The 14789-nt window shown below is 45.2% G+C and carries 7 protein-coding genes and 1 pseudogene; 5 read left to right on the top strand and 3 right to left on the bottom strand.

What is annotated here, in order from left to right:
* Positions 1-35 precede the first annotated feature (35 nt).
* The 3 genes and pseudogenes from GCWU000325_RS03270 to GCWU000325_RS12375 all read left to right on the top strand — a co-directional run.
* A complete protein-coding gene (locus GCWU000325_RS03270; protein WP_006254661.1) occupies positions 36-407 on the top strand; it encodes an Imm10 family immunity protein in 372 nt (123 codons plus the stop codon).
* A 102-nt stretch (positions 408-509) separates the two neighbouring features.
* Entirely contained in the window at positions 510-1160 is a 651-nt protein-coding gene (locus GCWU000325_RS03275; RefSeq protein WP_040598848.1) for a hypothetical protein, read from the top strand.
* 426 nt (positions 1161-1586) lie between these two features.
* Positions 1587-1734 (top strand): annotated as a pseudogene (locus GCWU000325_RS12375) (IS982 family transposase); the annotation flags it as partial.
* 154 nt (positions 1735-1888) lie between these two features.
* Here GCWU000325_RS12375 and GCWU000325_RS03280 read toward each other — a convergent pair.
* The 3 genes from GCWU000325_RS03280 to GCWU000325_RS03290 all read right to left on the bottom strand — a co-directional run bounded on the left by GCWU000325_RS03280 (position 1889) and on the right by GCWU000325_RS03290 (position 10363).
* Positions 1889-2590 carry a hypothetical protein gene (locus tag GCWU000325_RS03280; protein ID WP_006254664.1) on the bottom strand — a complete coding sequence of 234 codons (702 nt, stop codon included), beginning with the start codon at positions 2588-2590 and terminating at the stop codon, positions 1889-1891.
* Positions 2591-2934: 344 nt separating this feature from the next.
* A complete protein-coding gene (locus tag GCWU000325_RS03285; protein WP_040598849.1) occupies positions 2935-5127 on the bottom strand; it encodes a leucine-rich repeat protein in 2193 nt (730 codons plus the stop codon).
* A gap of 769 nt (positions 5128-5896) precedes the next feature.
* On the bottom strand, positions 5897-10363 hold the full coding sequence (locus GCWU000325_RS03290) for a carboxypeptidase-like regulatory domain-containing protein (protein WP_006254667.1): 4467 nt from the start codon (positions 10361-10363) through the stop codon (positions 5897-5899).
* Between the two features lie 931 nt (positions 10364-11294).
* Between GCWU000325_RS03290 and GCWU000325_RS03295 the strand changes: the two genes are divergently transcribed.
* Entirely contained in the window at positions 11295-11705 is a 411-nt protein-coding gene (locus tag GCWU000325_RS03295) for an HU family DNA-binding protein (protein WP_006254669.1), read from the top strand.
* Between the two features lie 1315 nt (positions 11706-13020).
* Positions 13021-14718 (top strand): THUMP domain-containing class I SAM-dependent RNA methyltransferase, encoded by a 1698-nt coding sequence (locus tag GCWU000325_RS03305; protein WP_006254674.1) that lies wholly within the window; start codon positions 13021-13023, stop codon positions 14716-14718.
* Positions 14719-14789: the final 71 nt, after the last annotated feature.

Below are 14789 nucleotides of genomic sequence, written 5' to 3' on the forward strand. Positions count from 1 at the left end.
GCAATAGCATTGTGCGCTTAAAACAATAAAAGACGATGGAAGAAATAGCGTTTAAAGCCAAGGTTATAACGGCCACAAAAAGCAGCAAAGACAACTATTATATGGTAGGGTTGGCCGATGACGAATACAACTACGAAAAGTATATTCTGTTTCAGCGGCCCATCAAATTGGACAAAGACGATGATCCGGAAGCCGACAGCAACGGATTATATGCTGAATGTAATGGCGATGTCTGCTACAATGGTTGTCGAGCGGCAACTCTTACCAGTCAATCCTTCCGTTTTGAGTTCGACGACAGCATTATCGTAGTCGATGTTACGGACGTAAAAATCGGCAAGCGGTTTATAGCCTATAGTCGGGAAATATTCAAAGAATTGCTGAAGCTGCCGGATAACAGCATCCTTTAATCTCTTGGCAGAATCATTTTTATGGGAAAAAGGAAGCGAATGCTTGCATACATTTCCATTTTACAAAAACATTCCAGCGTGTAAAGTAACCGTCAAGAAGCTATGAAGTATTTATCATCTTTTATTGTAATCACATTCATCTGTATGTCTGCCTACTGTCAGACCATTAACCCGTCGGTAAAAGCAGATGAAACGGATACTTGTCTGTTCGACTTTACGAGACACACCTTCCCACAAAAATGGGAGCAGAACGCAATTGATTTTATTTATTGGTTTACATCCATTTCTAATTTTCGGTACTATGAATCTCTTTCAAGTACGCCTCAACAAAAGTTAGACATATTACCTCAGGAAGAATTTACAGACCCTTACTATCTCGTGGATTCTGCCTACTATTGCAAGACCTTGTATTCCACAAAGACATACACGCTCAGTATATACAAGAATGGTTCAAAATACCAAAGCTGGAAAGTTGATGAAAAGTTTGACCCTGTTGACTATATCGTTCTTGTTACATTAGATACGAAACAGCGAATTATAGACTATCTGGTATGTTACTATTATGTGTATCGACTTTACGAGTCAGCAGAACGTTATTTTTATATCGATAACAACAAAAATATTATATTGGCCAACTTTTATTCTGATGAGTTAGAAACTACATTTGAGGGAAAATGTACCTACCATATTAATGATCAAGGCAGGTTTACTTTAACTGAAAAGGTCGAAGGAATAAAAGATAGAACGAAATAGCCCCAATTCTGTTGAAGCGAGGCTGATGACGCATAAAAAAACTAACCGAATACATAGTTGATAATCAGCATTATATAGAGCCGCAAAACTTTCCTATAAGAGAAGAAAAATTGTCTTATAAGAGAATTTTTCCGATCCTATAAGACAATTTTTGCGATCACCTAAGACAATTTTTGCGATCACCTAAGAAAGTTTTGGCACTCTCCTAAGCTTATTTTGGGACGCTACAGACGGACGGAAAACAATGACCGATGCGCCACGCCCTACAAGGCGAAGTGCGGATCGTCCTCTTGCGTGCTAATGCGTTAGATGCCAGTCAATCAAAGACGCGAGAGGGCTAAAGATTTAAACGAAGATGCCTCCTTGCCACGCAGTCACCAAGGGCGGGAAGCGATGGGAGGACACACGCTATTTTTACGCTATGAAAAGAAAATTGCACAAGTGAAGCACTTGAGATATAGATGCCTTCGACGATTTCATTATCAACTTATTAGGGGCCATTGCAACCTATTGCCTATTTCCAAAGAAATCGTGTAGCTATGTACAAAGGACTGTCGATACACAGCTTGCTTTGCGCAGAATTTGTCAAACTCACGTTATTTTCAATCGAGTACACCCCCATCAAAGTTTGAAATTATTGCTGTCAGGTAAACTTCAAAATCGCACAAAAACACCTAAGGGTGTGCCAAAATTGAAGTGCCCCGCAAAGTTGCAGCGAGCCCAACACCTTACACATGAATCACATTTGAGGCATTCTTCTTATAAATCGTATCATGAAATAGATAGTCTCCATACCTTTTATTCTGATATTTAACCATAACCAGTGGTAACAACCACTTTAGGGCATATAGAAAAGCCCAAACAAACAGAGTAGTAAGCGTTACATTCCTCAAATGATTAAACCAAAGTTCATAGAGAATCCATCCGCTTAAAGTGAGACTGAAAACAGTGGCTAAAGTAGCAGATACCAGATTGGTTTTAATGGTCGGATGATAGCATTTGGCTACATATAAAGCCCATAAGGAAATATTGTAAATACAAACCGGTTTATATTTTTCCCTGTATATCACCAATGTTCTGCGATTATATAAAAAATAGCTCCCGAGGCGAACGTGAGACCACTCATTGATCCAAATGTGGCTGACAGCAACAACATCATCCCAAGGTATAGACAGATCTATCTTTCTCAAATAAAAACCTTCTTTGCTGATGTAAAACTTCCAATTTAGAAAAGAAAAAACAGCAACAAGCGCAAAGGCTGCAATTATAATATACGTCAACTCTTCCCATCCTATGATTAGCTTATCGTCCCATAGTCTTATTTCCAATGCTCCACTGCCTGAGATCACATAGAAAGTCATGCCGAAAAGCAAGATGATAGAGAATATATACCTATAAAAGATGCTATGAAATCTTATTCTGCTATTCATATCTAACACGTTTATTTTTCTCTCATAACGCCACAACAGCTCGCTCTACTTTATTTTACACAAAACCTTGCCAGCCCCCTTAACGTTACAAATAAAAAAAGAAAAAGTCAAAATAACAAGGCAAAGGTAGCAATAAGGGCTGAGAGACACGCGTCTTCTAACAGTACATTTTTATTATGGAGATACTTTAGATTTTTCTGATGTAATTAGCCGAGGTTCTTTATTTCCACGCCGCAATAAAAACAAATACGAAAACGAGCCAACGCCTATGGAAAGGGTCGGCTCGTAGCTATATTTTGGCGGTTTGTACGCCCACCTTTTATATAGATGAACTTCTTTAATCGTTATTTAGCAGCAACTACAACTTTTACGGTATTGTTTGCCCACTTCACGATATATATCCCTGCGCCTTGTGCCGCGAGTTGAGCTGCGCCTTTGTAGCTCATCGCTTTATCAACGAGCATTCCTTTAGCAGTATAGAGCATAAGCGTTTCACCCTCTGCAAGGCCTTCTACGTTGATCGTATTGTGAACAGCATAAACTTTAACTTCACCGATTGTGGCCGTGGTAGCAATGCCGGTCGGCTCAGCCCCTTCGTAAGGCTCCGGCGCAGTTGAACCATAATTGTCAAGATCCAAAGCGAACACAGGCCACTTCTTGTCTGTTGCAATCTTGACATCGCTTGTAAATGCCACGTTCTTTTCATACGTAGCCGATGTTTCGGTAACATAGAGCCCTTGCAAGTTTAGTCCGCCGTAATCATCCCACTCGTCTGTACCATAAGCAACATATACGGGGAGCGCCTTCATAAACTCGGTCATACTTTCACCCTGTATGTTATTGCGTTGCATTTCTATGTGTCGCAAACTTGATTCTGCCGCTAATTTAATTTCTGAAATCTTATTGTTGTAACAGTTTACCTGCTCTACCTTCGGGTTCTTACTAAGGTCGAGCGTTCCTTCAATAAGGTTATCGCGACAGATGAGCGAGGTCAACTTAGGATTTTGGCTAAGATCAAGTTGCTTTATACTATTGCTGTAACAGCTCAAATCGGCGAGTGCAGGCATCGACTTGAGATCTATGTCTGCCAAATCCTTATTGTTGCCACAGTAAAGCGTAGCTAATACGGGGACATAGTTTACCTCCAACTTTGTAAGTTCGTTGTCGTCGCAGTAGATTTCTCGCAGTTGCGGTTGATTAGTAATGACAATTGAGGCAAGCTTATTACTGCTACAATCTATCTTCGTTATCTTTCCGTAAAGCGTAACCTCGGTATCTGTAAATATCAACTGGTCTTGTTCGTTATACGATGCACCTTTTATTCCAATCTTTTCTCCTTCCTTTGCACCAACCTTCAAAGAAAAGATATCTCCTATAGCTCTATTGGTCTTGAGTACAATCGTATTGGGTTCGGTGCTTTCCTCCTTGATACCTAAGAAGTTTTCGTTCCATTCCTCATTTGCTTCGTAGCTTGCCTTTGCTCCAAAAGGGACATAAAGATAAGCAGTATAGTTCTTAAACATAACACCAAAGGCTCCCGTATCTGCGGCAGGAGCCTTAGTAGCCGTAACGTGTAGCTCGCGTAACTTCTTGCAAGCATCTATCGCTCCAACCTTCACATCAGTAATGGTAGCCGGCCAATACATACGTTCCAACGCCTCAGCATTACAACACAAACTGACAGGAATAGTCGTAACTCCTTCGTTAATGTAAATATCCTTGAGATTTACAGCACCTTCGAATATGCCTTGACAGATGGTTGTAACGGTTGACAGCGTCTTATACAATGGTCTTTTGTCTGCCAACGGATAAGCCACGAGTGTGGTTTCGTCAGCGCTATAAAGCACACCATCTACAAGTTTGAAGTTGGGGTTGTTCTCAATTTCTATCTTTTCAAGTTGCTTACAAGCGGCAAACGAGGCTTGTCCAATCTTCTCCAACTTATCGTTCAGTACGGCTTTCGTAATTTGTGTACCATATAGAGCGTTATCACCTAATGTTCTTAACGACTTCGGAGCGATAAAATCTGTAATCGCAGTCATATAGAGAGCGCTCCTTCCTATACTTTCCAGACCATTAGGAAAGTTAATTTCGGACAAGGCAGAGCAACTCATAAAAACACTCTCGCTCAATTTCTTTATAGCTTCCGGCAATACAACCTTCTTCAATTTAAGACATTTGAAGAATGCACCGGCCCCAATTGACGTTACCGTCTTAGGGAAAGTAAGTGTCGTTAGCGATGGATGCTTACGCAAGGTGTAGCCTGGAAATACTGTCGTTTCCTTTCCTTCAGCGTCTACGATGGCAGCATCTAAAAGGTTTAATGCCTCGAGCGCATCTGCCTGCATAAGTGCGTCAATGTCGGCGGAGTTGATTTTCCCGGTAACGGTTAGGTCTTTAACGGTCTTTAAGTCCTCGCCAAGCATCGCCGACAAAGTTCCCGGTTGAGTAACATCTACGGTTTTCGTTGTTTGTGCGTTTAAAGTGCAACAGAACAACACAGATACAAGTAGTGTAAATAGATAGCTTTTTCTCATAGTTGTGATGTTTTAGAGGAAATTTTCGATGCAGACAAAGATATAACAATCACGGTTAAGCAACAAAGTTAATCAACAAAATGTTCTTCATTTCTTGAAAAATATAACATACGAACACTATTCTATGAAAACAGATAGTCAGGCTGATGATCTACAATAAATACACGAAAGACAATCCGCTCTCCGGGCTTCTTGAAGCAGTCTTAAGGTAAAAACAAACAAGACTTATCCTGATACATACGCAAAGGCGGAAAAGCTTGGTCTGAGCTAAGCTTTTCGGGCACAGATAGGCGGATATTCAGAGTCTCTACGTGTAGAGACGAGCGTATCAACAAGTAGAGATGCAAGTCTCAACAAGTAGGGACGATAGTATCTCCCCGTAGAGACACCATTTTGTAGCTTTGAAAATGAATGAGCATTACTGAGATGGCATACGCTAAAAGGCGAAAAATGCCAAATGCAACGCTTTAGGCTTGCCATTCTTAATTATCGTCCATACAATGAATTTCGGAAAATCCACTTGCAAGTTTTATAAGGATTCTTTTTTCGTTATTTAATTGATCATCAGAAAACCTTTTGGGCTATTATTGATACCATTTTAAGTTAGAAACAGACATGGCTTACCCCAAATTGAGATTATAGAGCGACCGGCCCCACGAAGGCTCATCTATATATCATCCTATTTGCAAAAATAAGGAGTAGGACGCTAATGGTCATCCTGCTCCTTATTAAATAATATGGTGTGAATTAGGAGATAACCCTGCGTTGGTTATCTCTTCATTAACTTCAGACTCTTTGTGCGGGTCATATTATGCAGCCGCACCACATAGTAAGCGACAGAAAGCATTGAAACATCAGTATTGTGGGCCATGCCCTTCAAAACAAAACGACCACCGGTATCGTATATTTCCCAACGATCCACCGCAGAACCGGTAAGCAAACGGCCATCGGCAGAGAAATGTGCCAAGAAGTCGGGAGCGGCAGTTGCTTTGTCAATACCCGTGCCGCCTTGCACGTCAAACGTGATACGTTTCACTTCTGACCGCCCGGATTGATAAACCGCCGCGACTTCTGCCGTGTGTTCCCCGGCAGAAAGCCCCGTTAGCAGAACCCGCTTTGCCGATTGGTCAATGTTAGCAGCCAACCGGCCATCTATCATCACCTCATACGCCGCACGATCAACCAAGGGCTTTTTGATCTTCCCATCAACATAGGGGCATTCTTCTCCCACAAACAGATTGTCTACCATCAGGAAGAAGCCGCGCGGCGTTTCATTTACCAACACCATACGCCGAGCATCGACGGGTACTTCTACAGACAACTCTTGCCAAATCTTGTCGGAAACCGTCAAGGGCTCACTGAGCCAAACGATATCAGCCGTTGTCTTTGGATAATCCGTTTTTGTATAACCGACGCGGATGGAAGCTGCTCCAAGTACGTTGGTAAAACTTTTCACGACGCATCGGAAGGTGGCCTTTCCCGTGAAATGAAGAACGGGCGAGAATACGAAATCGTTGTTACTCTTGCCACGATTGCCGAAAGAGGCCAGACACTGCCGTCCGGAATAAGGTAAGGATCCGGCATCGAAGTAAACCAACGCCGGCGTAGTGGCGTAAGGATTAAACACCATATAACTCATCGGAGAACCCATATATTTGAAAGAGATATTGTCAAACTCCACGGTCGGAGCCTTGTCCATATCCCAATATATCCAGTTCTTATCAGGCGTAGCCGGTTCAAGGGTAAATGGCTCATAGGACTCGAAGTCGTCGAAAATAAAGTTGTCTTCGTTCCACGATAATGCGACATCGGCACCTTGCTGCGCCACTTTGAGATTATAGGGAGCCAACAGTCGTTCTTTAAAATCCAGTTCATGACGAAATTCTGTTTCCTCACCATCAATTGTCAGTGCGGCACTGAGATCATCAAAGCCGTCAAGCTCGGCATATAAGTGGTATTTTTTCTTTGTCAGATGCGGAATATTCCAAGTCGTCTCGTCTATTTGCGTAGCGGTATAGACTTCTGTTTTATCGTCATCGGCTTGCAAGCGGATTGTCGGAACTGTGGCAGGCAACGAGGCGTTGGCCTTAACCTTAAACGTGAGGTTGGCTATCAGATTCCTACCTACACAGGCAGACGCAGCCTTAGCAGACTCACTATCAGTAGGGAGTACGCTGGCAACGGCATAACGGTAATAACCCATCGGGAGCGTAGCGAATTCAGAATCACGGTAAGTGCGCACATCGGTAGTTGTTGATGCAAGGAATTTCCAATCTTCACCGCCTTGTTCAAGCTTGCGATAGACATTATATTTCGTCTGCCGCTGCACAGTGGTAGCAATCTTAGAGCCATCGGGAGCAAGCATTGCATAATCGATACCGATGAGTAGATTCTTCTTCATATCGTGCTGATCGAGATACTCAAAAGCAGCGGTGCGATAGTCGGTATTTATCACATGAACGTTAGGCTCAAAGTCGATACCTTCGGACTCACCTGCATCAGCCAGCATACTGAGATAACCGTCATAACGGAAAGCCACGAGTGCACCACCTTTAACAACGAGCGGCTCGGGCAGTTCGTAGCGACACCACTGATTATCGGTATTGAGTAGATTAGCCTGCTCGTAAAGAATATTGTTGGTAGGTTTCCCTTCGCTATCGAGCGCAAATATCACCAAGTCCACTTTCTTGTGAGGCCCGCGAAACTCGTCGGTCTGCCATTTGACGGCCGTGATAGCCATATCCTTACGGAACACTGTGCCGACGATGCTGTAAGGCGTGTAAGCAAAGACACCAATATGGGCAACACCTTTTCCTTTATAATAGGAGATAGAATCGGTATCGATGGGCGCTTCCCAAGCCACGACGGCCGCATCGCTCTGCTCCGATGCACTGACGAGACGCGGGGCAACGACTTTGTCTTTGAGCGCGATGGTGGGCAGCGTGGTTGCACCGGCCTCAATCTTCACACGTTGCCGGTTGGGCAGCAAACCAAGATGAGAGGTTTCAAACTGATAATCGCCCTCATAGACGTCCTCTATCGCATATTTACCTTCACCGTTCGTGTAAGCCACGTAGTGGGCATCGGAGTTCTCGGCAGTCATGACAATGCGAGCGTCACTCAATGCCGTTCCGCCGGCGTAAGTGACTTGACCACCCACAGTAAGTTTCTCCAACTTCTTCAAGGCAATTTCTATCGCGACGGTTTCATCAGCCGACACGCGCACAGTCTGCCTATGCAGCGCATAGCCTTCCTTACGAGCTTCAAGTGTATAATTAGCTTCAGGAACAAGGGATATATTCCATTCACCCAGCATATTAGTCGTAGCGGTAAAGTCTGTCCCTTTGAGGGAAAGTTTGACGTCAGCAAGTGGTGCACCTTCGTGCTTCACCACGCCATAAAGCGAACCTTCCGAGGCTTCTTTGATAAGGATACTGAAAACCTCAAGCTGGAATTTATTAGCATCGGAGTTCATTCGGATGGCAAAGTTCTCGTTACCTTCAGTCGTAGGCGTATAGTAAGCCACGTAGTCGACGCGCGCACCTTCTTCATTAGACACCTCAAACGCAGCGACCTCTCTATATTGTGCAAGATCTTCTTCCCTATCGCCCTGCCCGAAGAGGAGACTCATTTTCTCAACAAGCTCAAGGTTGGCGGCTGCGGCAGTAACCACAATCTTATACTTTGTGTCCGCCTTTAAGGCAATGGGGCGAGACACAGCCCAATCGTCGCCGGCTTGTTTTTCACTATAACTGCAATAAATGCCTTCTTTCGCCATACGTTGCTTCCACGTAATACCATCGTGATTGCGATCGATGAATGTCCAGAGAGGCAGGTCGTCAGTTGTGAAACGACAAGAATAGGGCGTAGTATGCGCAGTACCGAGCACGATAGTTGACGACAGCGCAGACCTGCCTTCTTGACGCCCGATGGAAGTAATGCGATATTGATAATTGGCGAGACGAGGAATAGTATTGTCCATTATCGTAGTTGCGTCGACATCTTCGCCCGCAACTACATTGTCAGGTAAGCGCACAACTTTGTAGCGAAGCCGAGCGGGGACATAGCCGCCGTTGATACCCTTGGTGGGTGCTGTCCAAGAAATTTTGCAACTCTTACCATCAAGCTGCTTCTCAAGCTGAATATCGCTGACGGCATCGGGAATATCTTCGCCCACGTAAAGCATTTTTACCGTCTCCTCGCCATTACCCTCACTGTTGGAAGCATAGACTTTATAGGTGTAAAGATCATCAGCCGTCAGTGTCTCACTAAAGGTAATAAGTTCACCTGCCGCAACATTGTCTTTGGAAAAGACTTCCCGGCCTCCGCGTAGCAGATGAATCGAACAAGCGCCGAGCGCGCCGCCTGCTACAGTCTGTCGCGGAGCATTCAGTCGGATGTCCACCGTCATTGCTCCGGCACTCGTAGGTTCTACTGAGAAATTCTCCACCATACTCGGCGCACCATCCTTAAGCGTGGAGTATGGAAAATCAAGACCGACAATTTGTTTTTCACCGACAAGTTCAACGTTACTGTCGTTGTAGCCATTGTTCACGTCAATATCAAGGAGCTGTGTGCCCTCACGAGTCGTTGGGATCGCCCACCATAGCTTACCACTTTTGTGGTCAATTCCCATAGATTGCAAATCGCTTTTGGCCGAATATTCGCAACTGTTCAGCGTCTCCTCGTTGCCGTCAAGTGCAAGCTTCACAAGCTCGCTGTAGGGATTTTCCGCATAGATTTGCCCTTGCAGGTCAACGGCGAGCGCAACAAACTCCTGAGCAAGTTCTGTCACTTCCATCACAGTGCCACTGCCGAGATCTACTTTGAGCAGCGTGCTCACGCGGCCGGCCTTACCCAAGGCATACATAATACCATTCTTGTAGTCATACGCCATATCATAGAAGGGCTTTTCGCCGGTAGCATCGGCAACTTTCGTAAACGTACCCGTAGCGAAGTCGTACAGTCCAAAGGCCAAGGGAGCGGGATCATCGCCCGTCTTCACACACGTTTGCACATAATACTTCTTACCCGCAAATGCGCCGGCACGAATACTATAGTCGTGGGTTCGCAGAACTTGGAGCTCTGATGGGTTAGTCACGTCAAACTTGCATGGGCCGATTTGCTCCGGCTGCTGCGAGTTGTAGCGATTCCATCCATAAGCCTCTTGTGCATCTACCTGCAAGCAGACTGTCTGCAGAAGCAGTAGAAGCATGAGAAAAACGATTTTCTTCATATTGAAATTTAGGGATAAATGATTTGAGATTTAATAAATAAAATAATTATGTAGTGCATGTTAACCATAGCATTATCACTGTGCGTTTCAATAGAGTGCAACAAGGGTAGTCGGGAGCCTGCTTCCTCCACTTGTTTTTATTGTATCTGCGATGCAAATTTAGCAAATTAACGCAAACTCCATATAAATATCAACTTTGACTACTAAGAAGAGTTCTCTCCTACTCTAAAGCGAATAGGAAAGAGAGGATAAGCACGCGACAAACTGCTTATGCGGGTGATTTTCTTTCAAACATAAGGTCTACCTCCGCTCTTATATAAACGAAAGATTATCCATAGGTTGAGAATTTGAATAGAACTATAAATGCACTCTTCAGCTTTGAATAGATGCTATTTCTGCTCATCAACTAACGTAAAATCGATATTACATTAACAGATTTATAAGTCCAATCGCCCTACACATACACACCAACGATCGTGATTCGGTTATAAACTCACACGTCAACCTACAAAACATGCCCAACAAGCCCTTAGGCTTGGTCTCTTGGTAAGGCTGGTGTTGGAGCAAAGCAACAACCCTGCCACGATGTGTCGCGAAGGTGCACCCCCTTAGGGTTGGTCTCTCAAAACATCCGCTAATCGTCGTTAGAATATGCAGATAAGGCAAAACCGTCAAAGCCCACACCCGCAACGACAAGCCCTTAGGCTTGGTCTTTTGGCAGGGCAGAAGTTGGAGCGAAGCGACAACCCTGCCATAGTTCGCCGCAAAAGGGCAACCCCTTAGGGTTGGTCTTTCAAAATCATCCGTGGATTCGCTTATTATCAATGGATTATATCGCGTTTTGTCGGCTCGCCGGAAATGCTTACCTTTGCATTCGCAAGGGCGAGGAGCGCTCTTGCGTATATTATTCATCTATTAAATCTATACCACAATGATTAAATTTGTCATTAGAGCGAAGAAAAATCCGCTCAAGAGAGATCAAGTGAAATTTTATCCGCAGATGGCGCCGGGCGTGCCCGTGATGTTGCGCACGATTGTCGGGCGCATCGAGAAGCGTTCGGGCGTATCTTCTGCTTCCGTCAAGGCGGTGTTGGATGCCCTGCAATATGAGATTCTCCAAACGCTTGCGGACGGTAATTCGGTTCGCTTAGGAGACCTCGGTTCTTTTCGCCTGACGATGCACGGCGAGGGCGTAACGACGGCGAAAGAGGCTAAGGAAAAAGGGGCGAATCTCATTAAGCGCGTGAACGTGCGGTTTACGAAAAGCAGTACGATGCGTATGGCACTCGACAAGCGCAACTTAATCTTCAGTGCGCAGGACGATATCCGGAATGCGAAGTAGTTGAGGATTAAGGCACAGCTTAGTGCCGGCAAAAAATTACATTTAACAAAGGCCGCGTTTTCAACCGATGAAAGCGCGGTTTTTTCGTACCTTATCGAAAAAGGGCCGTTTTTCGGTGATGCGGGGATAGGGATTAGTCAAACTTTCACCTATGATCGGAAAAAGTTTCTTAGGTGAAAGTTGAAACGGTCTTATAGGAGAATTAAAATTGTCTTATAAGAGAATTTTTCCGATCATAGGTGAAAGTTTGGCAGAGGTGCGCAGGGAGTTGTGGCGGGGCGGTTTATTCGGCATTTTTATAGCCGAAAATGCGATGAAACCGCCGTTTTTTTTGAATAATTTTATTTTTGTATTGATGCATTTTCGCGTGTTTTTGAGAGACCAACCCTATGGGGTTGTCATTTTTATTGCTTGCTGATGCAGGGTTGACGCAAAGCGTCAACCCTGCCCTGCCAAAAGACTAACCCCGATGGGGTTAGTGGCGGAGTAAATTGGGCGAAAGTTGCGTAAAGTTGGACGAGCTATTGACATTTTTATAGTAGAGAGCGTAGAATGAGGGTTATTGGTGAGTGAAAGTGTGCGGAGGTTATGTGATTTCAAGCGGGAGGTTAGTCCGTTCATTGGTACGGCCGGTGACGATGAGGGGATGGGTGGGTGAAGTTGTATGGTGTTTTGTGGATTTATTCGATGAAATCGGGGATTTTTGAGATGTTTCTTGGGTGGAGATGCGGTTATTGGCGGGCGAGATTATGCGATATTATTGTGATTTTAGGCGGAGAATCTGCCATATTTCGGAGCGAGTTTATATGGGCGTGCGGGAAAAAACATGCAAATAAGCCCTTAGGCTTGGCCTTTTGACACCCCCTCTATCAACATCCGCCTATCTATACTTCGCAGGCAAAGCTCAGATCAGCTTTTCAGCCTTTTCCTGCGTATTGAGATAAGCTATGTCTGTCTTTATCCTAAGACAGCTTCAACAAAACCTAAAAAGAGGCTTGTTGGCAAAGAACTTTGTGCTAAGACACAATTCTTGAAATGCTGTCCCTCTCGGTCTAAAACGAAGGTCGAAAGGGGAGGTATGCACTACTGACAACTGAATGCAAAGCCTTGCTTAAACCGTATGGGGCTATCAATAAGTTCGGCCACAGATTCATCAAAGTAACGGAAATCAAGTAGCAAGGCGAAAATATCAAGTCGTCGGCCATCATAGTTTGGAAATATGTTTTAATTTTGCGGCTCATGTCGACGCCACTCAGCCTATAGGCGAAACGTAGACAAATAGATAGTCACAGCGATAGAAGCCTTATCACACTCAATGCAAGAATTTGAAATCATAGCCAAAACCTTCCAAGGATTAGAAGAAGTCTTGGCGCAAGAAATCACCGAATTAGGTGCTAAAAACATCAAAACCGGCCGACGTATGGTCTCCTTTACGGGCGATCAAGAAATGCTTTATCGCGCCAATTTCTGCTTACGAACGGCCGTAAGGGTGCTCAAGCCTCTTAAACACTTTAAGGCTGAAGACGCTGATCAGGTCTATGAAGCTGTGAAGACCATCGCTTGGGACGAATACCTTGATCTGCAGACTACTTTTGCGGTAGATGCTGTCGTTTATTCGCAAGAATTTAGGCATTCTAAATTTGTCGCCTACAAGACAAAAGACGCCATCGTCGACTATTTCCGCGAAAAAGAGGGCAAGCGCCCCAATATCAGCATTGCCAACCCCGATCTTAAGCTCAATATTCATATTGCCGACAACGATTGCACCTTATCGCTTGACGCCTCAGGCGAAAGTCTGCACCTGCGCGGCTATCGCACAGCATCGTGTGAGGCGCCGATCAATGAAGTTTTGGCAGCAGGCTTGATAAAGTTGTCAGGATGGAACTTCGACACTGACTTTATCGACCCCTTCTGCGGATCAGGCACAATATTGATTGAAGCCGCATTGATGGCGCGCAATATCTATCCGGGCATTTTCCGCAAATCGTTTGGCTTTGAAAAGTGGAAAGACTTTGATCGCGAATTGCTCGATAAAATCTACAACGACGACAGCCAAGAGCGTGAGTTTGCTCATCGCTTTTACGGCTACGACATCAACCGCCCTACGCTCGACGGTGCATTGGAAAATGCAAAAGCAGCCGGTGTGGCAGACCTCATTACGTTTGAGCAAAAAGATTTTCGCCAATTTGAGAAGCCGGCAGAGCGCGCCATCATCATCACCAACCCGCCTTACGGCCAACGAATCACGCCGCCCGACTTGCTGGGCTTATATCGCGCCATCGGTGAGCGGTTGAAGCACGAATTTGGCGGCGGAGATGCTTGGATTATCAGTTCGAAAGAGGAACTTTTCGACACAATCGGTTTGCGACCGAGCGTAAAGATACAGGTCAATAACGGACCTATCGATTGCGAATTTAGAAAGTATCAACTCTTCGAAGGGCGTCTTGATGACTTCCGCGCCGGCGGCGGAAAGGTAAAGACAGAAGAGGAGCGTAGCTATATGACGGAGAAGCGCCGCCCGAAACAGCATCGCGAGGATTTCAAAGCGCGCATTTCAGAAGAAGAGGATGAGGATTGGAGTCCGGAATATGCGCTGCTCCGCAATAAGCACCGAGAGTTTGACCGAATCTATAATAAGCGGGAAAGAAAGTCGCGCGAAGAGTACGAGGCAAAAGGCGAACGCCACACAACGCGGCGACCGGAGCGACGTCCGCACAAGCCAAACTTTGATTTTGCCAATAAAGGCGACGATGAGGCTCGAGATACGCGCGAAGTACGCCACTTTGGCCCGCGGCCGGAAAGCTTGGAGCGCCCTTACCAACGCAGAGAAAGAGAAGGCAATGAGGGCTTCGGCGGCGAACGCCGTACTTTTGGCCCGCGAAGAGAAACAAGGCGCAGCGACAAATGGGCAGGCAGCAAGCGTTTCGATAGTGATCGTCCGCGCAACAATGCCCGCCGCACAGACAACAATCGGCCCGGCCGGCGCGAAAACCGCCGCGGCAACAAATCATAACGACGACGTTTATCTACGCAGCTCGAACGAAAGGTTGAGCTGCGAAACTTTACGAAAAACACATTTATGAA

It is taken from the genome of Alloprevotella tannerae ATCC 51259 (genome assembly GCF_000159995.1).
Lineage (GTDB): Bacteria > Bacteroidota > Bacteroidia > Bacteroidales > Bacteroidaceae > Alloprevotella > Alloprevotella tannerae.